This window comes from Paenibacillus favisporus (genome assembly GCF_040545415.1).
In the GTDB taxonomy this organism is placed as follows: Bacteria; Bacillota; Bacilli; order Paenibacillales; family Paenibacillaceae; genus Paenibacillus_AQ; species Paenibacillus_AQ favisporus.
On record NZ_JBEPLV010000003.1, the window covers coordinates 707,409 to 728,914 of the forward strand.

General features: G+C 53.5%; 12 protein-coding genes. 11 read left to right on the forward strand and 1 reads right to left on the reverse strand.

The window, feature by feature from the left end; translation table 11 throughout:
- Positions 1–77: 77 nt before the first annotated feature.
- The 7 genes from ABID47_RS16400 to ABID47_RS16430 all read left to right on the forward strand — a co-directional run bounded on the left by ABID47_RS16400 (position 78) and on the right by ABID47_RS16430 (position 15,475).
- Positions 78–953: a sugar phosphate isomerase/epimerase family protein gene (locus tag ABID47_RS16400; protein WP_354498797.1), complete on the forward strand. Its 876-nt coding sequence runs from the start codon at positions 78–80 to the stop codon at positions 951–953.
- A 12-nt stretch (positions 954–965) separates the two neighbouring features.
- Complete coding sequence (locus ABID47_RS16405) at positions 966–2,024, forward strand: Gfo/Idh/MocA family protein (protein ID WP_354498215.1); 1,059 nt, start codon at positions 966–968, stop codon at positions 2,022–2,024.
- 277 nt (positions 2,025–2,301) lie between these two features.
- A complete protein-coding gene (locus ABID47_RS16410; protein ID WP_354498217.1) occupies positions 2,302–8,547 on the forward strand; it encodes an S-layer homology domain-containing protein in 6,246 nt (2,081 codons plus the stop codon).
- Between the two features lie 273 nt (positions 8,548–8,820).
- On the forward strand, positions 8,821–10,542 hold the full coding sequence (locus ABID47_RS16415; protein ID WP_354498219.1) for a TerB N-terminal domain-containing protein: 1,722 nt from the start codon (positions 8,821–8,823) through the stop codon (positions 10,540–10,542).
- A 5-nt stretch (positions 10,543–10,547) separates the two neighbouring features.
- The gene (locus ABID47_RS16420) at positions 10,548–11,867 is read left to right on the forward strand and encodes an ATP-binding protein (RefSeq protein WP_354498221.1); all 1,320 of its coding nucleotides are present in this window, start codon (positions 10,548–10,550) and stop codon (positions 11,865–11,867) included.
- Positions 11,864–14,065, forward strand: coding sequence for a DEAD/DEAH box helicase (locus tag ABID47_RS16425; RefSeq protein ID WP_354498223.1), 2,202 nt, complete (start codon positions 11,864–11,866; stop codon positions 14,063–14,065). Before ABID47_RS16420 ends, ABID47_RS16425 begins: the two co-directional genes overlap by 4 nt.
- A 24-nt stretch (positions 14,066–14,089) precedes the next feature.
- Positions 14,090–15,475: a hypothetical protein gene (locus ABID47_RS16430; RefSeq protein ID WP_354498225.1), complete on the forward strand. Its 1,386-nt coding sequence runs from the start codon at positions 14,090–14,092 to the stop codon at positions 15,473–15,475.
- Between the two features lie 228 nt (positions 15,476–15,703).
- On the opposite strand, the gene ABID47_RS16435 is transcribed toward ABID47_RS16430, so the two are convergent.
- Positions 15,704–16,249, reverse strand: a complete 546-nt coding sequence (locus ABID47_RS16435) for a TetR/AcrR family transcriptional regulator (RefSeq protein WP_105443273.1) — start codon at positions 16,247–16,249, stop codon at positions 15,704–15,706.
- Between the two features lie 169 nt (positions 16,250–16,418).
- Here ABID47_RS16435 and ABID47_RS16440 point away from each other — a divergent pair, with 169 nt between their 5' ends.
- The 4 genes from ABID47_RS16440 to ABID47_RS16455 all read left to right on the forward strand — a co-directional run bounded on the left by ABID47_RS16440 (position 16,419) and on the right by ABID47_RS16455 (position 21,493).
- On the forward strand, positions 16,419–17,336 hold the full coding sequence (locus ABID47_RS16440; protein ID WP_354498228.1) for an alpha/beta hydrolase: 918 nt from the start codon (positions 16,419–16,421) through the stop codon (positions 17,334–17,336).
- 164 nt (positions 17,337–17,500) lie between these two features.
- Positions 17,501–18,517, forward strand: coding sequence for an NAD-dependent epimerase/dehydratase family protein (locus tag ABID47_RS16445; protein WP_354498230.1), 1,017 nt, complete (start codon positions 17,501–17,503; stop codon positions 18,515–18,517).
- Position 18,518: 1 nt separating this feature from the next.
- A complete protein-coding gene (locus ABID47_RS16450) occupies positions 18,519–19,607 on the forward strand; it encodes a dihydrodipicolinate synthase family protein (RefSeq protein WP_354498232.1) in 1,089 nt (362 codons plus the stop codon).
- 263 nt (positions 19,608–19,870) lie between these two features.
- The gene (locus tag ABID47_RS16455) at positions 19,871–21,493 is read left to right on the forward strand and encodes an extracellular solute-binding protein (RefSeq protein WP_354498234.1); all 1,623 of its coding nucleotides are present in this window, start codon (positions 19,871–19,873) and stop codon (positions 21,491–21,493) included.
- Positions 21,494–21,506: the final 13 nt, after the last annotated feature.

A 21,506-nucleotide genomic window follows, 5' to 3' on the forward strand; every position in this document is an offset into this window, starting at 1 on the left:
TCCTCCCCGCTATAATGGTGATGTTACGAATACTATATGTCAATATAGGAGTGATCACAATATTGGATACCAATATCATGCGTATCGGAACGCTGGTCGGCGGTGCTGACGCGGTCCGGGTGATCCCGCAGATCGTCAAGCACGGCTTTGAATCGTTTAATCTGACTTTTTGGCAAACCTCGGGGGGCACCGATCTGAAGGAGCTTGCTGTGCGAGTGAGAGAGCTGGCGGATGAACATGATTTTGTCATTTCGGCCATCAGTGTGTTCGGCAATCCTTTAACTGGAGAAGGCAACAATGAGGATACGCTGGCGACGTGGGAGCGGCTGATCGATCATGCCCATTTGTTCGGCACTGAAATTGTATCCGGTTTCACGGGCCGTTTGACAGGACGTCCCATTGACGAATCCATCCCGAAATTTGCGGAGGTATTTGGAGAGCTGGCGCGGCGGGCGGCAGGTCAAGGTGTCAAACTGGCGTTTGAGAACTGCGACATGGACGGCACCTGGAAGACCGGGGACTGGAATATCGCCCATGGTCCGGCTGCATGGGAAATGATGTTCAATGCCGTGCCGGCGGACAACCTCGGACTGGAATGGGAGCCGTGCCATCAAATGGTCAGCCTGATCGATCCGATCCCGCAGCTTCGCAAATGGGCCCCGAAAGTGTTCCATGTGCATGGAAAAGACGCCACGATCGCATGGGATGTCGTCAGAGAGCACGGCGTTCACGGCAATCAGCCGTTCGTCTGGCACCGGACGCCGGGATTCGGCGACAGCAACTGGGCGGACATTATCACCATTTTGCGGCAGAACGGATATCAGGGAACGATCGACATCGAAGGCTGGCATGACCCGGTTTACAGGGGCGAACTGGAGATGACGGGCCAGGTACACGCATTGAATTATTTAAAACGGTGCCGGGGCGGGGATTTCATCCCGAATCCGGTGTAGGAGGACAAGCAGATGACTGCGAAGTACAAAGTCGTCGTCGCAGGCTGCGGCGGCATGGCGAATACCTGGGTCGATTACGCAGCCGGGCGGGAAGACACCGAGATCGTCGGATTGGTGGATATTAAAAAGGAAGCGGCGCTGGCGATGGCTGAGCGCAAGTCGCTGAACTGCCCGGTATTTACAGATGTCAAGGAAGCGATTCAGGCCTCGGGAGCCAATCTCGTTTTTGACGTGACCATTCCTTCAAGCCATCATGGTGTAAGTTCGACGGCTCTGGAGCTGGGCTGCGACGTATTTGCAGAGAAGCCGCTGGCTGAAACGATGGAGGACTGTCTGGACATTGTCCGGAGATCGGCGCGGACCGGGCGCACGCATGCCGTGATGCAGAACCGGCGTTACGACCCGCGCATCCGGGCCTTCCGCAAGCTGATTGCCGAGGGAACGATCGGACGGACGGGGTTTATCGGAGCAGACTTCTTTATCGGCGCCCATTTTGGCGGCTTCCGCGAAGCGATGGCCAGCCCGCTGCTCCTGGACATGGCGATCCATACGTTTGATCAGGCCCGCCTCATTACTGGAGCCAATCCGGTCTCCGTATACTGCCACGAATTTAATCCTCCGGGGTCCTGGTATGAGGGGAACGCCATGGCGATCTGCATCTTTGAGATGTCCGACGGCACGGTGTTCAACTACCGCGGCTCCTGGTGCGCCGAGGGGATGCCGACATCCTGGGAAGCATCCTGGCGCGTCACCGGAGAAAAGGGGACGGCCGTTTGGGACGGGCACGGCGAACCTTATGCCGAAGTCGTAGCCGAAGGGGATCAGGACGGCAAGTTTATCCGCGAATATACGCGCGTGCCCGGCGTGCTTGATTCCATGCGCAACACCTTCCATCACGGCTGCCTGGACGAAATGTTCGCGGCGCTTGAAGCGGGGCGCAAGCCGGAAACGGACTGCAGCGACAACATCTACAGCATGGCCATGGTGCTGGCTGCGCTGGAAAGCGCTAAGACGGGCAGCAAGGTGCTGATCCGGGAAGTGATGGAGGCTGGCCCTGCAGTGCAGGCTTAACCAGTTGAATCCAACTTATCAAGGCGGATGAATGGTTATCATCCATTTCGTTTGCTGTTACATGACATGACAAGGACTGCAGGCTTTTGCTGCAGTCCTTTTTTGCTGCGTCAAGTGTAAGAAATACGCCTTCATCGCTTTACCGGACTGAAAGTTTAATGAGATTAATCATCCCTTTACATTCCAATGACATGGCGTAAATAAAAACTCACTACACTGAAGTATGCAGACATCAGGATGCAGACAACATTTCATGAGTGAAGGAGAGACTTACCCATTGAAGAGGACTAGTAAGCTGCAGCGCAGCGTGTCCGCCGTGATGCTTGGCAGTATGCTGATCAGCGCAGCAGCACCCGTCAGCTACGCAGACGGCCTAAACGATCAAACGGCGCCTGTCGTTACGGCGGAGCCGGTGAACGATCCCACCGCCCCCGCAGCAGACAACAGCACGAACACGGAGACCCCGCAGGAGGGTCAGCAGACGCAAAATACGCTGCAGATCGCTCATCAGGCACCTGCTGAAGTTTCGGCAGATTTCACGGTGAGCGCAGCCATCACAGGAACAGCCGCGGCTGGTTGGTCAGGCGTCGTGAAGTATGCGGTGGACGGGAACACCGAAGCATCGGTACCGTTAGTACAGGTCGAAGGCAAGCAGGATACATACAATGCAATCATTCCAGCAGAGGCGCTAAAGGGCACGATTCTGAATTATTCGATAACGCTGCTGGACGAGCAGTCCAAGGTGCTCCAGACAATCGCTTATAGCGCGCCTATTAAGGGCAGCGAAATAGAACCAGGCACCGGGCAGGATACGGTGGCGAACATTTCCGCAGCCGGGCTGCCGCTGCTGATTACCGAGATGGTTCCGGATACAGCCAACGTGGCTGGTGTTTCAGCAGATGCTTACGAATATGTCGAAGTTTATAACAACACGGATCAGAACATCAATTTTAAGGATTATTCTTTCTTTTACAATTATAAAGACAACTGGACGCCGGTCAGCGGCGAGGATATGATCATTTCTGCTCACAGCCCGGCAGTATTCTGGATTATGAACGACAGCAACAAAGGCGAGACCCAGGAAGCGTTTAACGAAAATTACGGGACGAGCCTGGTGGAGGGTCAGAACCTGTTCCGGATCAACGGCGGCGGTGGCATGGCCAACACGGCAGCCAGAACGCTGTCCATTAAGGATAGCGCGGGCAGCATAATTGTGACGGCATCTTATGAGGCCCCGCACGTCAAGATGAATCAGGGGATCCTGTTTCAGCATCCGGCCGAAGGCAGCGTGCAAATGGCAGTGATGCCTGCTTCCGGACAAGTCCCGGCGACACCGGGAACGGTTGACTCCGCACAGCTCGTTCCGGTCGAGGTGCCGGAAGGAAGCGAGACGGTCATCACCCATACGCCGCCAACTTCCGTCGAAGTGAAGGACCTCGAAATTCAGGCGCATGTCGAGAATCCGGGCAAGAACAGCGACGGCACTCCGGCTCCTGTGCAGCTGCTCTACAAAACGCCTGGCCAAACGAGATATACGGTGATCCCGATGGCAGACGCTCAAGGAACAGGCGACTATAAGGCGACCATTCCGGCCTCGGCGCTGGTTGAGCCCCAAATCGATTACCGCATCGCAGCCAGCCAAACGGAGAAAGCATACTCCGTCAAGGTGAACCTGCCCGAGTTTGATCCGGATAAGGCACCTTCGCTGCTGGTCACGGAGCTTGTCCCGAATACTACAAACGTGTCCGGTACGTCGACCGACGCATATGAAGCGATTGAAGTGTACAACAATACGGACCAGCCGGTATCTTTTAAAAACTATAAGCTGTATTACCGCTACCCGGATAATGGGGCGGCCGGTGATGTCGTATGGCCGTCGACGATGGAGGACTATGTCATCCCATCCAAGGAAACGGTCGTTTTATGGATCAAAAACAGCGCCAACCAGTCATACACGGCGGAACAATTCAACGATTTCTACAAAACGAATCTGGTAGAAAACCAAAACCTGTTTATGATTCAGAGCGACGGGATGTCCAATTCCGGGCGCCGTGCGATTGTCATTAAAACGAATACAGGCAGGGAAATTTCGGCGGCTTATTATGACGCGGATACCTTGTACGAGAACGGCACGAAAGGCGACGAAACCAAGGAAAATATGGGGCTGCATTATGCTTACCCTCAGAACGGCAGCACGACGATGATTAAGGCAAGCACCGGGACACAAGCGGCATCCCCGGGGACAATTGCAGCTTCTCAAGTTCCAAGCGAGCCTGTCCATCAGGAAGAGGACAGCAATCCTCCGACGATCGTGGATGTAACGAAGATTAAGGAAATCGAACAGTCGAAGAGCCTCGAGCTGATCGCCGATGCGCAGGACGACAAGGAAGTCCGGTCCGTTCAGGTATACGTGCGCTCCGACAAGCAGAGCGATTTTACATTGCATAATCTGTCCGAGGACTTCAACGATACGATGTACCATTATAAGCTGTCCTCTGCCGAATTGATCGGCCGAAAATATATCGAATATTATTTTGTCGCGTCAGACGGCGTGAACGAAACGAAATCCGACGTGGTCAAAGTAAACGTCACGGGTGGACCGGATTCTTCTCCACTTCGGTTGAACGTGAAGGACCAACAGATCATTAAGGGGACAAGCACTATTAAAGGCACGGCCGAATCCCTAGGATCGGACAAACTGCAGCTGAGCATTGACGATAAACTGGTTGCGGATGGCAGCACGTTCACCCAGCTTGAGCATGACGCTTACTTTGTTTTCGATGCGGTCAATGTCGACTATTACTTCAAAAATGCAGTGACGATGGGACCGGCAGAGCTCGGAGACAAATCGATTCTGTATACGTTCCTGGACCCGATCACAACGTATACGACGCTTTCGTTCCCGATCAGCGCCGATCGTCTTAAGGCGGATGAGGACAATATCATTTATGTTCGCGCCGGTTCCAAAACGGGTCCGTTTGACGATCGACCGGAAGAGAACAAGGACGATTTTGAGATCAAGAACGTAAGGCTCGTGCTGGCGGACGGAACCGAAATCTGGGATCCGGCCTATGCCGTTAAAGATCAAGTGATCAAAATGGGGGATTCCGCCGGAAAAAACGAGTCTGTTGGGTTCAAGTTTAACCTGACTGCCGACCAGCTGAAGTCCAAGGCTTACGCCTGGAACACGCTCGAAGCGACAGACGGCCCGCACGAAATCAAAGTGACGGACGGAACGGATGAATATAAGTCTACCGTCATCGTCGATAATACGCCTCCGGAGATCAAGCCATCGATCGAAAACGGCAAGGAATACCGCGGCGAGTTTACGCTGGATGCCGAAATCGAGGACGCTTATGCGGGTGTGGATAAGGTTGATGTGAAGCTGGACGATCAAAGCATCAAGCTTCCGTATCAAACTTCGTCCGGATCGCTGAAAGGCGGAGAACATTCGCTGACCATTCATGCGGTGGACAAAGCGGGGAATGAAACCACACGGACCGTAAAATTCAAAGTGCCGGACGAGAATCCGCTGGCTCCGGAGCTGATCAGCCCACAGCAAGGACAGACAAACGTGGGAAGCAGTGCCAATTTGACCGTCAAGGTGCAAGACCCGAGCCAGGACCCGATGAATGTGCTCTTTTACAAGGGGTATAAATACGACGGAAGCCGGACGGAGGACTTTACAGGGTACTTGAACGCTTCGGTGACCGAGCCTCCGAAGGAAATGGCTCCTGCAGGCGAAACGCAAATGAATCCGGGAGATTACGCCAAAATCAGTGCGGAAGACGGCAAATATTTGGTGAACGAGTCGGTAGACAAGTTCCCTTACCAGCGGTTCGAAGTGAAGCTTGACCCATCCGTGAAAGCGTCGGACCGCGTGGATATCCACTGGAAAGGAAAGTCGCTCGAAGGCCGCAAGGTCAGCTTGTATGCCTGGAGCCCAGCGCAAAACCAATGGATCCAGCTTGATCATGTGATCGCCGGAACCGAAGACTTTGAGCTGAACGCAACCGTGAAGGCGGGAGATTATGCGTCTGGCCAAGCGATCGACGTCATGGTGCAAGACGAAATCGCCCCGGCGGGTGAGGGTGCGGTCGCAGGCACCAAGCCTTCGCCGGAGCAGGAAGATCCTTATGACTTCTCGTTCGTCTGGATGTCCGACACTCAGTACTATTCGCAGAGCTATCCAAAAATTTATCAGGATATCGTCAACTGGATCGCTGCCCAGAAGGAAAAAATGAATATTCAATACGTCATTCACACGGGCGACGTCGTCGACAAATCCTATGAGGAGTATCAGTGGGTCGAAGCCGACAAGGACATGAAGGTGCTGGAGAATGCCGGCATTCCTTACGGGGTACTGGCCGGTAACCACGACGTGGGCCATCAGGATAACGATTATACGAAGTTCAAAGCGTATTTCGGAGAGGAACGCTTTAAGAACAACTCGACGTTTGCCGGCTCCTATGACAACAATCGCGGTCATTACGATCTGGTATCTTCGAACGGAAACGACTTTATCATCGTCTACATGGGTTGGGGTCTCGGGGACGACGAAATCGAATGGATGAACGAAGTGGTGTCCAAGTATCCGGAACGCAAAGCGATCCTGTGCCTGCATGAGTACATGCTCGTATCGAATAACCGCGCACCGATTGCGGACCAAATTTTCGAAAAAGTGGTGAAGCCGAACAAAAATGTCATCGCTGCGCTGTCCGGGCATTATCACGACGCGGAGCTGAAGGTGGATGAGCTTGATGACAACGGCGACGGCGTGCCAGACCGTAACGTCTATCAGATGCTCGCCGACTACCAGGGAGCGCCTGAGGGCGGGCTGGGCTACATCCGTCTTATGCAGTTCGATATGAAAAACAACAAGCTTCACATCAAAACGTATTCGCCATATTTGAACGATTATAACTACTATGATCCGCAGGAAAATCCGGGTAAGGACGAGTTTGACCTGGACCTGGATCTCCAGCCGAAAACCAAGCAGGTTGCGACGGATTACATTAGCGTCAAAGTGTTCACCGATAGCGAAATCGGAAGCAGCCGTGATGTGGCCAGCGGGTCCCAGGCATCTGTCTTATGGAACGGACTGCCTGCGGACAGCTACCAGCAGTGGTACGTAAAAGCGGAAGACGCGCACAGCGGCAGCACACTCTCCGATATTTGGGGCTTCTATACCGGGAAAAACAATTCCGGCAACCCTGGCGGCGGTAACGGAGGAAACAACGGTGGAAACAACGGGGGCGGCAGTGGAGGCAACGGTGGCGGAAATGGCGGCGGACCAACGCCGTCACAACCGGGTAACGGAAACGCCAATTCCCCTGAAACGCCTTCTGATCCGGGAGCGGGCGGCAATAAGGGAACCGTGGTGCTGAAGCCGGGCACGAACGGAAGCTATCAAGCCGATGTGAAGGCATTGGACCAAGCAATGACCGAAAGCACGAACGGCAAAATCGTCATCACGCTCGACGGAGCGAGCGGCCAAGGACAACAGGCGGCTTCCTTGTCCCTGCCTGCAGCCAGCGTGGCCAAAGCCAAACAAAACGGTCTGTCGCTGATCGTTGCCGCACCGGACATGACGGTTACGGTGCCTGCGGCATCGTGGCCGGGCTCGCTGACCGATGCACAGCAGCTGGTACTGCGTATGGATGCGACGATGAACAGTACAGCCAGCCAGGCTGTACGAGATGCCATTGGCTCCCAATCCGACTATAGTCTCGCCGGACCGGTGTACACACTTAAGCTGGTCAAGGTCAATGGTCAGGCGGAATCCGAAATCCAGAATCTGAGCGGCCCCGTTACGGTTGAGGGTAAGCTCACCACGAAGCAGCTGCAAAAATTGGATACCGATTACGCTGGGGTTTATGAGCTGGGCAGCGGCCAGCCTAAATTTCTCGGAGGTCGCTTCAGCAGCGGCTCCGTGAGCTTTACGGCAGATCACCTTGCTCCGTTCGCTGTGCTGGAGTATCATAAACAATTTGCAGATGTGAACGGCTCCTGGGCGGACGAATACATCGGTAAGCTGGCAGCCAAACATCTGGTCAACGGAATCGACGAGAACCGATTCGGGCCTAAGCTGAACGTCAGCCGTGCGGATTTCCTCACGCTGGCGATGCGAATGATGGGCACGACTTCGCAAGCTTCGGGAAGTGCGGCCTTTACGGATGTTCCGGCGGACAGCTATTACGCCGGTGCGGTGGCTGAGTCCGCAAAACTCGGACTCATCCAAGGAAGCGGCGGCAAATTCAGACCTCAGGATCCGATCAGCCGCGAGGAAGCCGCAGCGATTTTGGTGAAGCTAGCCAAAGCGAAGAACTGGAGCGGCGAATCGGCTGCATCCAGCAGCTTTGCCGACATGCAAAACGTATCCGGATGGGCGAAGCAGGCTGTTACGGAAGCCGGTCAATTCGGTCTGATGAACGGCAAAGGCGGCGGCAAGTTCGATCCGCAGGGTCAAGTCACCCGCGCAGAAACAGCGAAAATGATGTATACGCTCATCGCGCAAAAATAGCATGAATAAAAAGAGGGGGAAAGCGGCGGTTAAGCCTTCCTGCCTGCCGCAAGCCGGCGCCAGAAATTTTGGCGCCGGCTTGCGTGCGTTTCGATTCCGGCCTTGAAACCGGCGAACGTGCGTTCTATAATCAACACATACAATGAAATTGAAATTCCATAAAGTTTCGGGGCTGCCATGATATAATATTTTTAATTCATGATGTTAGTCTTGCAAATCTAGATAGACTGGTTCGGATTTAGTTTGGAAATCACCGGTTAGGGATGGATATACGTGAACAATAACGAAAGAGAACCCATTAAATTTACGGAAATCGACCTGGGCGGAGATGCCGGAGAAGGCATGCGCATTCCCGCCCGGGACCCCGCGGCCGTCACTCCGTCGAAATCCATAACGTTTAGTATGGAGAGCCGGGAGCAGGCCTTTGCTGAGGAAGCGCTTGGAAGAGCGGATGAAGCTGGCGAGCCGGCCCCATTTGTTCCTTTTATGAGCTATTGGGCGACTTATCAGCAGATGACCGAAGCTCAGCGGAAATGGTATTTTTACTGGAGGAGCGAAGTGCGGCAGGGTCGTTATCATCGTACGGATCTGTCCTATATCTTCATATACGTTTATGAGCTGATTCATCAAGTCGGCTGGACCGATCCCAGAGAAGGATACAGGCTGCTGGATGAGATTTGGACGGCTTACCGGGATAAGTTCCCCAGGCTGGATCATTATTTAAAGGAATGGACCGCCGACTTTGTGCTTATTCACAAGCTTGGTATTCCGTTGATTCACATTACGCAAAGGGCGGGCAGCTTGCTGTCCCATGAGCTGATGGATTTGGAGCTCGTGCGATTGTTCCAAGAAAAACCGCTGCAGATTCCGATGGAATTGCTGCTTATTTTAAGCGATTATGATGTCCAGGACAGCAGGTTTTATGTGGAAGCGGGCCAAGAGGATTTAGATTATCATATTCCGCGGATCGTATCGCTGGCTGCCGGTTATTTGCGCGAAAAGGAAAGCGATCAATGGAAGGCATTGTTTGCACCGGATATTCCGCCAAAAACAACTGAACGGTATTTGTTCCACAGAGCGGTGTACGATGCCCGTTTGTATGGGCGTTTACTTCCGGTGACCACCATTCCGATCCGCAACCATGCTCCGCTGCGGAGCTGGGTGACGCAAATTATCCGGTACACGGAAAACAAGCTGCGGGAACACCGCGGATTTAAGGGGCGTCTGAGAGGCGTACAAATCGCCCCCTCGATCGAGCGGCTTGTGGAGCTTTATCTGAAGCGTGAGCTGACCGCTCGGCAGGAGGAAAGACCGGCGATTGTGATCGATTCGGACAAGCTCGCTTCACTGCAAAAGGACACCGAATATGTCCGGAGCATGCTCACCGTTGAAGAACCGGGTACGACAGAGGAGAAAGACGAGGAATCGGTTGCCCCTGCAAATAAGTCGAGCGCCGTCCATTCGGATACGTCTGGTGAAGGTTCGATCAGCGATCCGGTCGTTGCTCTTCATTCTGAAGAGTCAAGGGAACCTGCAAGCGTTCTGAAGACGGATCCCCGGTTGGAGTTGGGATCTGGCCAAGTATTGGATACAGATGTAAGCTCCGATCAGGAACCTGCCCCCGTAACGGAAACGGATCACAGTCCGGAACTCCTGGCAGATGATCATCATGCAGCAAGTACAGATTCGAGGCCCTCAGAATCCGTCGAAGCGACGAATGCCGGCTCGGCAGCTTGGGACACCTCCGGGCTGGATGAGGAATGGGCCCGCTTTGCGGAGATGCTGGCACCATATCAGCTGGAGGCGCTGCGTGTTTTGACAGGATCCATTCCGAATGCAGACTTAAACCAAGTGGCTGACCGTCACGGGACGATGCCCGGTTTGATCATCGATGAGATTAATGACTTGGCCATGGAGACGATCGGCGACCTGGTCATTGACGGGGATCGAATCGCTGAAGAATATATCGATTGCTTTGAGAACTTGAAAGGATGAACCGAATGAATGAAGTGAAGATACCCAAAAGGCTGACCACGGCGCTCGTGAATTCATTGACGGCGGGTGTTGTGCCCCGCGTAGGGCTGGAGCATGTCGCCGTGGGACGCCGGGCCGAAGTGGATGCCATTTTAAGGGATATGGACAACATCGCCGAAGGAGGAGCGGGCTTCAAATTTATTACTGGCCGTTACGGCAGCGGAAAAAGCTTTCTGCTCCAGACCTTCCGCAATTATGCCATGGACCGCGACTTTGTCGTGGCGGATGCCGATTTGTCTCCGGAACGGCGGCTGGTTGGAACGAAAGGCCAGGGATTGGCCACGTACCGCGAGCTGATGACCCATTTGTCTACCCGCACGCGGCCGGACGGGGGTGCTTTGGAAGCGATCCTCCAGAAGTGGATCGCCGGCCTGCAGCAATCCGCGATGCAGGACAAGGGACTCCGTCCGAATGACGCTGGACTCCATGAAGAGGTGGAGCAGCGGATTTTCACGGTGACTTCGCAGATGCAGAGCCTGGTGCACGGGTTTGATTTCGCCAAGGTCCTGTCCGTCTACTGGAACGGTTATAAGCTGGGTGACGACGACCGTAAGCAGGCGGCACTGCGCTGGCTTCGCGGTGAAATCCCGACGAAGACGGAAGCGCGGCGCGAGCTTGAGGTGGGCGTGATCATCGATGACGACAACTGGTACGATTACATGAAGCTGTGGGCGGAGTTTACGGCAAAAATCGGATATAAAGGACTGCTGCTGTTCATCGACGAAGCGGTCAATTTGTACAAAATTACGAACAGCGTTTCCCGGCAGAGCAACTATGAGAAGCTGCTGACGATGTTCAATGATACGATGCAGGGGAAAGCCGAGCATCTCGGCATCTTTATCGGGGGAACGCCCCAGTTTGTGGAAGATGAGCGCAGGGGACTCTTTAGCTACGAAGCGCTGCGCTCCCGCCTGATCGAAGGCCGGTATGCGGGAAGCGGCTTCGCCAATTACTCCGGACCGATCATTAAGCTGGAGATGCTGTCGAGTGAAGAAATTTTCATCCTGCTGGAAAAGCTGACGCGGATTCATGCCATGCATTATGGATATGAGCCTGCTGTAGGCAGCGGCGAAATTATTACGTTTATGGAAAATGCGGCCGGGCGGCTCGGGGCGGATCAGCTGCTGACCCCGCGCGAAGTGATCCGCGATTATATGGATCTGCTTCATACCCTGCATCAGAATCCGGGAATTACCTTTGAGCAGCTGGTCGGGGAGCGCAGCGTGAAGCCGGCGGATGCCGATCCGGACGAAGTCAGCGACTTTTTGGCGGAGTTCGAGCTATGAGCGGCAATCCGTTTTACAAGCTGGCCCCTTTCATTCAGGAGTATATTTACAAAAAAAGGTGGGAGTCGCTTCGTCCGGCACAGGTCGAAGCGCTCAACATCTGCTTCGATACGCGGAATCATCTGCTGATCGCGGCGGGTACGGCTTCCGGCAAGACGGAGGCGGCCTTCTTTCCGGCCATGTCCGAACTGCATGAGCGGCCGGCGAAATCTGTGGGGATTTTGTACATTGGGCCGCTCAAGGCGCTCATTAACGACCAGTTTGAGCGGATGAAGGACCTGCTGATCGAATCGCGGATCCCGGTATGGCATTGGCACGGTGACGTATCTCAGGCGGAGAAAACGAAGCTGATGCGAAATCCTTCGGGCATTCTGCAAATTACCCCTGAGTCGCTGGAAGGGCTGCTGATGAACCGGCCAAATGCGATCCCGGCGCTATTTCAGGACCTCAGATACATCATTATCGATGAGGTCCATGCGTTTATGGGTGCAGACCGTGGGATTCAAGTGCTGAGCCAGATCACCAGGTTAGAGCGGATGGCGGGCTGCCGCCCTAGACGAGTGGGCTTGTCCGCCACTTTGAGCGACTACGATTCCGCAACCGACTGGCTCGGAGCGGGCAGTTCCGAGCAAGTATCCGTGGTCACATCGCCGGGCGGCCGCAAGCTGCGGCTTCGGGTCGACCATTTTTCGTTTCCCGATGCTCGGGACGAGGAGCAGGCGGAGCAGCTGCAAAACGCACGCAAAGCGTACTACGAGTATATTTACGAGACGACGCACCTGAAGAAGGCGCTGATTTTTACGAACAGCCGGTCCGATGCCGAGCTGACGACGCTGGAAATGCGCAGGGTCGCGGCCAGACGCAGCCAGCCGGACGTCTTTTATGTGCATCACGGCAGCATTTCAGCCATGCTGCGGGAGGAAGCCGAAAGCGCGCTGAAGATCGGGCCGGGTCCGGCCGTGGCGGCGGCAACGCTGACGCTGGAGCTGGGCATCGACCTGGGAGAACTGGAGCGGGTGGTACAGCTCGGCGCGCCGTACAGCGCATCCAGCTTCGTCCAGCGGCTTGGCCGGTCCGGACGCAGGGGCGATTCGGCTTCGGAAATGCTGTTTGTCGTACAGGAGGAAGAGGATGAAGAAGCACCGCTTCCGGCCAGAATGCCCTGGACCCTGCTTCGGGCCATCGCGGTCATTGAACTCTATGTGCGCTATAAATGGGTGGAGCCTCATGATATCCGCCGGATGCCTGTCGGGACGCTGTACCACCAAACAATGAGCATGCTGAAGAGCATAGGGGAATCCGAACCCGCCGAATTGGCGCGTGCGGTCCTTACGCTTCCTTCGTTTAAACATGTGACACCTGATGAGTTCAAAGTGTTTCTCAGCTACCTGATCCAGACCGACCACATTCAATGGACCGAGGAACAGACCCTCATCATCGGGCTGACGGGCGAGAAGATCGTGAATAACTACCGTTTTTATGCGGTGTTTAAGGATGACGAGGACCATGTGGTGTATAACGGCTCCGAGGAAATCGGCTCCATCACGACGGTACCGCCGCCCGGTTATTGCTTCTCCTTGGCCGGGAAGCTGTGGAAAGTGGTGGAGGTGGACACCAAGCACAAAGCCGTGTATGTCAAGGCGGCCAAAGGCAAGGTGGACACACTGTGGCTGGGGTCGGGCGGCGACATTCACACGAAAGTGATGCGAAAAATGAGAGAAGTGCTTGCCGATTCCGCGATTTATCCGTACTTGTCGCCACAGGCGGTGAATCGTTTGGAACGAGCCCGGCGCCTGGCTAGAGAAAGCGGACTGCTCCGCGATATCGTCATTCCGGCCGGCGGCGATTCGCTCTTTGTGCTGCCGTGGGTCGGCAGCAAGCAGTTCCGCACGCTGGAACGGATGCTGAAGCACCACTTGGCGGATCGCCTCTCCCTGAGATCCATCGTGCCGATGGAGCCTTACTATATGGTCGTCGCTGGTCACAGCGATGCCGGGACGCTGATCCATGAGATCGCGGCCGAATGCTCCCGGTGCGGCGAAGAACAGCTCCTCGCTCCGGAAGAAGCCCCGTACCTCGGCAAGTACGATGAATTTGTCGCTCCGGATCTGGTTCGCCGCGCGTTCGTCGTCGATGGGCTGGACCTTAAAGGGCTGAGAGAAGGAATATTGGGAGAGACAGCGGAGTTTTCTTCCTAATGGATACGAACGGGGGGACATGAAGTGCCAGCTAACGAGGAGAATCATTTTTATCAACGTCTGCAGGCCGCTCATCAGATCCCGATCGGGATCATCGGGCCTAAACGTTTGGTTGAACAGATCCTGCGCGTGATCGAGACGTTTCCTTCTTTTGAAGCCGTTCCCCGGGTATTTGAGGATGCGGCGGAGGCGTCAATGCTGGCGGAACAGTTAGCCAGTGAGACAGAGGTGCTGCTCCTGTCCGACCCGTTGTCTCACAGGAAGGTCAAGGAAAACCCACGGGTAACCGTTCCTGCCCATTACGTACCGTTAACCGATGCGGGCCTCTATAAGGCGCTGTTTGCAGCGCATCAGCGCAGCCTGCTTGACCGGGGAATCTCGGTGGATACGCTCACCGAAACGATGGTTCGGAGAGCCTGCAGGGATTTAGGGATGACGGATGAACGGTGGAACGTGTATGACGGTCCGGTATATGCGTCGCCGGATAAGCTGATTGCATTCCATCAAGCCGGATTTGAATCCGGCGAATGCTCCGTCGTTTTTACAGGACAGCAGGCAGTGGCTCAGCGCTTGGAGGAAAGGGGCATCCCTTCCGAGTGGCTGCTTCCCTCCGATCAAGACATCGTCGTCGCGCTCGAGAGGGCGCTTCTGTCCACGGAGACCCGGCGCAGCAAAGAGTCCCAAATCGTTGTCGGGATGATCAACGTCGACCATTTCGAACGCGTAGCCATGCAGCGGAGCAATGAGCATGAGGTCCAGAAGCTGAAGCTGGACATCCACCGCATGGTGCTCGATTATGTGGAATCGCTGGACGGATTTCTGGCCCATCAGGGCGGGGACGAATACCTTTTCTTTACGACGCGGGGCATTTTCGAACGCGAAAGCGGCGGATACAAGACGATTCCGCTGGCCAAGGATGTCAATACGACGCACGGCATTTCGCTGAGCATCGGGATCGGCTTCGGCCGTTCGGCCAGTCTGGCCGGCACCCATGCCCGAACCGCAATGCGGAAGGCGAAGGAGGCAGGAGGGAATGCCTGTTTTATCGTCAGGGAGGACGAGACGCTGATCGGACCGCTCGAGATGGCCGATCCGGTCCGGGAGGTGCTGTCTTTCACCGATGCGGAGCTGATGAAGCATGCGGTGGATGCCGGCATGACCAGCGCGTACTTGAGCCGGCTGCTTCATAACCGGGCCAAGTACGGCCAAACCGATTATAAGGTCCATGAGCTGGCGTCATTGCTCGGGATTACGGTACGAAGCGCGCATCGGCTGCTGCTGCAGTGGATCGATCATGGGCTGGTGGCAATTGCCGGCATGGAGAAGGTGCCGCGCGGGCGGCCGCGGCAAATATTCAGGTTCACCTGTTTGGACAGGACTTCGTCCGAAGCAGGAGACGTGCCTGATTGAATTTCTGGGTATTCGGATTTTGTGGTGGAACGAGCGATAACCAACCACCAGTACTTCAAGATAATGGTTATGAGAACAAGTAGCTTTTTTTAACAGGGAAGAAGATGGAATGCCTAACGAACACGAGAACTGTAAATGATGTTTATCTGCGGGGAATCTTTTAAAGAAGATTCTCCTTTTTTGTTTGGGGATGCCAAGGCAGCGGATTTGACGATATGAACGATCCTGTTAGCCTGTTAATTGCGTTTTATACAACTGCACAACTTGCGTTGCTACAGCTTCAATATCACTATCTAATTCTTCTAATACATAGGATTCCAATACTCCCATGGTTGCCGTTCCTAAAAACTTCAAAAAAATATGCTTATCAATAATCGGAAGCGAATCCTCATTAAGCTTTTTGTCTATCTCCGCCATAGTAAAAGACAATAGCTTTTTGCGAAATGTTGAGGCACCTTCACTTTTAAACAAGGCTGCAAAAAATGATTTATGCTGCTCAAAATAAGAAAACCATAATATCGAGCCTTCGATAAGCCCCTTGTCTTGTTTTTGATCACATATCTCTCGCAATTGTGCTATATGGTCGTCCACAATCTTATCTAACAGATCATATTTATCAGTATAATGCAGGTAGAATGTTTTTCGGCCAATATCAGCTTTTTCCGTAAGTTTTTTAACCGTAATCTCATCAAACCCTTCCTGAAGTAACATTTGCAAAAAAGTCGATTGAATCGCTTGCCGAGACTTTAAAATTCTTCGATCTGTTTTAACCATGCAGCAGTCCTCCTTGATGATTGTACACAATGAAAACAACTTGTGTATTAACACGCATATTGCGCGATATGGTCATTGAATCAACAGCCCCCTTATTTTAAAGTAAATATACATGAGGTGAATAATACGCACAAGTGTATATTAAATATAAATAAAGGTGGTTTTAACTGTGACAGTTACCAAAAGGAACGTGAAATTTCATGCACATGGGCTACAAATAGCCGCGATTTTAAATGTACCTGAACTTGCTGAAGACAAGAAACAAAATCCAGCTATAGTTTGCGTTCATCCGGGCAGCAGCTGTAAAGAACAAACGGCGGGCATTTATGCGGAGAAACTTGCTGAGCTAGGTTACGTAACGATTGTATTCGATGCATCTTATCAAGGAGAAAGCGATGGCGAGCCTCGTTATGCTGAATACCCGGCTTCACGTGTTGAGGATATCCGGTCTGCGGTTGATTACCTAACTACTCTGGATTATGTCGATGAAGATCGTATTGGCGTGTTAGGTATTTGTGCAGGAGGCGGGTATGCTGTAAATGCTTCGATGACAGAACGCCGGATCAAAGCTGTAGGTGCAGTTTCCGTTGCGAATATAGGTCGGGGATATCGTGAAAACGATCCAATCAACATGTTAGAGCAGGTTGCCCTGCAACGTACGGCTGAAGCACGTGGAGCCGAGCCTCTGGTTGTTCAGTGGATTCCTAACAGTCATGCTGAAAGAGAAGAAGCGGGAATGACTGAACTGGATCTTGTACAAGCGGTTGATTACTATAGAACACCAAGAGGTCAGAGCCCTAACGCTCCAAACAAATTGAAATTCACCAGTGTAGATTCAATCATTGCCTTTGATGCTTTCCATTTGGCAGAAACTTTACTGACTCAACCTTTGCAAATCATTGTCGGTGGTGTACAAGGAGCGTTTGGATCATATAAGGATGGCCACGAGCTTTATAACCGGGCAGCTTCAGAGAAAAAAGATTTGTTCGTTATTGAAGGGGCAAGCCACTATGACCTGTACGACAGACCCGAGCCAGTGAATAAAGCCGTTGAAAAATTAGGGGCCTTTTATAAAGAAAATCTTTAGCAAACAGTTAAATATGCAGAACCTTAGCGGTACAGGCAATGAACCTGTATCGCTTTTTTTACGCCAAAACCCCGCCTATATAAAGACAATTAAAAGATTTGTCTTTATATAGGCCGAGTCTTTATGATGAAGTGGAAAACGATTGAATGGGAGGAAGAACAAGGATGAAAAGTGTAGCTGAATTGGAAGCACGGCTGGCCCAGCCGTCCGAAGCGCTCATTGCCGACCTCATGTCCGTCGAAGGGGATATTCTCGTGCTGGGCGTTGGTGGCAAAATGGGTCCGAGTCTGGCCAGACTGGCCGCGAATGCGATACGAATGGGGGGCATGAACAAGAAGGTCATCGGGGTATCGCGCTTCTCGAATGAAGAGACCCGCAAGGAACTGGAGGATGCCGGGGTGACTACGATTTCGTGCGATTTGCTGAATGATCAGGAACTCCAGCAGCTGCCTGACGTGCCGAACGTCATTTTCATGGCCGGACATAAATTCGGAACGACGGGAAGGGAGTATTTTACATGGGCGATGAACAGCTATTTGCCCGGCAGGGTCGCCGAGAAATACCGCGATTCCAGGATCGTTGTGTTTTCTTCCGGCAACGTGTATCCCTTCACCCCGGTCGCCAGCGGTGGAGCCAGTGAGCATACTTCACCGGAACCGGTCGGAGAATATGCGCAGTCCTGCCTCGGCAGGGAGCGGATCTTCGAGTATTTCTCGCATCAGTACGGTACACCGATGGCGATTTACCGGCTGAACTATGCGATCGACATGCGGTACGGCGTGCTGTTGGAGCTGGCGAAGTCCGTCAACGAAGGAAGGCCGGTCGATGTGACGATGGGCTACGCCAATGTCATTTGGCAGGGGGATGCGAACGAAATGGCGCTGCGCTGCCTGACCCAATGCGCCAACCCGCCGCAGATCATCAATGTGACGGGACCGGAAACGATGTCGATCCGCTGGGCGGCGGAAGAGCTGGCGCGCCGTTTAGGCAAAGAAGTGGTGTTTACGGGGACGGAAGCGGATACTGCGCTGCTCAGCAACGCGTCGAAGTCCCATCAGCTGTTCGGCTATCCGCAGGTATCCCTCCTGCAAATGATCGACTGGATCGCGGACTGGGTTCGGCAGGGCGGCGCGACATGGAGCAAACCTACGCATTTTCAGGAAAGAAAGGGGAAGTTCTGATATGAAAAATCCGGAGCATTCGCTAACCGCAGAGCAAATCGCAGCGCTGCACGGCGGCCTGGTCATCCCGGCCCACCCGCTGGCACTGGATGAAAACCGGAAGCTGGATGAGCGGCATCAGCGGGCATTGACGCGTTACTATATAGATTCAGGCGCAGGAGGAATCGCCGTAGGCGTCCATTCCACCCAGTTTGAAATCCGGGACCCCGGCGTCGATTTGTTCGAACCTGTCCTTCGGATGGCGGCCGAGGAGGTCCAGCGCGCACAGCTGCAGCGTCCCTTCATTTTGGTGGCTGGCATATGCGGGCCGACCGCCCAAGCGCTCAGGGAGGCGGAAACCGCGCGGAAGCTCGGCTATGATGCAGGTCTGCTCAGCATGGGAGGACTAGCGGATTGGAGCGAGGAAGAGCTGCTGCAGCGCACACGGGAAGTGGCTCAAAGGATACCCGTCATCGGTTTCTATCTCCAACCCTCCGTGGGCGGACGGATTTTCAGCTTCGACTTCTGGCGGGAATTCGCCGAAATCCCCAACGTCGTCGCCATCAAGATGGCGCCGTTTAACCGGTATCAAACCCTCGATGTTGCCAGGGCCGTCTGTTATTCCAGCCGCCGCGACGAAATCGCCATGTACACGGGCAACGATGACAACATCATTATTGATCTTCTCACGTCTTACCGGTTCCGGGTGGACGGTGAGCTCGTGGAGAAGAAGGTTGTCGGCGGATTGCTCGGCCATTGGGCGGTATGGACGCGGAAAGCCGTAGAGCTGCTGGAGGAAATCAAGCGGGTTCGCGGTGGAGGCACCATTTCGGAAGAATGGCTAAGACGGAATGTGGAGGTGACCGACACCAATGCTGCATTTTTCGATCCCGCCCACCAATTCGCCGGGTGCATTCCGGGCATTCATGAAGTGCTGCGGAGGCAGGGACTGATGCGGGGGATCTGGTGCCTGAATCCGGAAGAGACGCTTTCTCCTGGGCAGGCGGAAGAAATCGACCGGATTTATCGGGATTATCCCCATTTGAACGACGACGATTTTGTCCGCGAGCAACTGAATAAGTGGCTGGAAACGAAATCCAATCACGCATAGAAAATGATAAAAACCTGACATCCCGAAAGCGGAGAATTTGATATATTTCTACCGATTTAGCATTTTCCACACCGCTCAAAAGCTTGATGCAGCAGCGTTTTTAGCCATTTCGGTGCTCATGGTTCGGCAAATTCCAAGCTCAAGGAAATCACGCTGTTTACCGCAGGTGGAAGCGTTTTTATGATGGGATTACCGGTGAATCACGAACACCGAAAATCGTAACACCCCCAAGATGAGCCCCAAAACATGAAGGAGGAAAGAGTATGGCAAAGAAGTGGATCAGTATGGTTGCGGCAGTCACGATGCTCATCTTCGTACTCAGCGCTTGCAGCGGTGGAAGCAAAACTTCCAATGAAGGAGCAACACCGGCAGCGGAACCTGCACCAACCGGAGGCGCCGGAGCCGGAAGCAGCACCGAGCAGTATGGCGACACCGGCGGATTAAAGCTGCCGCTGGTTGATAAGCCGACGACGATTAAATTTATGTTGTCGAGCAACTCGGCCAAAATCGGCGACGACAAGCTGATCGTCCAGGAGCTCGAGAAGCGTACGGGGATCAAGGTCGAGTTCCAAACGTATTCCCCGCAAACGTATCAGGACAAATTGAAGGTTGTGGTGGCATCCGGCAAACTTCCGGACATTTTCATCGGGCTGAAGCCGGCTGAACTGAAAAAAATCGGCCAGCAAAAAGGCGTAGTCGCGATCAACGAATATGCCGACATGCTGCCGAACTTCTCCAAATTGTATTTGCAGGAAAACAACTGGGTCATTAAATCGTTTGGCGACGAAAAAGGCAACATTTATACTTGGCCCATCTACGATCTTAACCGGGATGTCAATCACGGCTTCCTGTACCGGAAAGACATTTTTGACAAGAACGGCATCAAGGAATGGACAAATACAGAAGAATTCTACCAGGCTCTGAAGAAGCTCAAGGAAATTTACCCGGATTCTTATCCGTATGCTTCCAAAGGTCTGGCCAACATCTTCAGAGATTGGTCCTTCGGATGGGGCATCGGTAATGGCGACAACTATCCGGCGTATTACGACGAAAAGGACGGAACGTGGAAATATGCGACGGTTCAGCCGGAGCACAAGGATATGCTTGATTTTATGAAAAAGCTGTACAACGAAGGGCTGATGGATCCCGAGTTTCTGACGGATACGCAGGATTCCTGGACGACGAAGATGACGACCGACAAATCGTTTGTGACCTGGGATTGGATCGGCAGACTCGACTTGTTCTACAACCAGGTGAAGGACAAAAATCCGGATTATGATTTAAGATACGCCAACCCAGTCGGCCCAACGGGACATGTCAGAACCCTTCCGAAAGTATCCGACTTCAGCATTGCGGTCGCCAACAACAAGAACAAGGAAGCGGCGCTTAAACTGCTCGATTACCTCACCAGTCCTTCGGGCGGCGAGCTGATGACCGTCGGTGTGGAGGGCGTCAACTTCGAATGGGGGCAGGACGGCCGTCCGGTGTATCCGGAGCTCAAGGATCTCCCGCTCGTCGATATCGGCGTGCTGGAAGACCGCTACGGCATGTGGCTGGAAGGAGCTTACCTCAGACCGGATAAACGCAGCGTGTACTATAAGTTCTCCGAAAAAGAACAGGAAGCCCAGGACAAAATCATGAAAGAGGACAAGAGAGAACCGATGGATCCGATCCTGAACTTCACCGATGACGAAATTTCCACGCTGGCGGAGCTGCAAACATCGCTTCAGAAAGCGGCGGAGGAATTCAACGCCAAATATATTCTGGATAAATCTTACGGCGACGCACAGTTCGAAAATTTCAAGAAGCAAATCGCCAAGCAGGGCCTGGACGACCTGATGAAAATTTATAACGATGCCCAAAAACGTTACGACGCGGCGAAATAAATCAATGAGGATT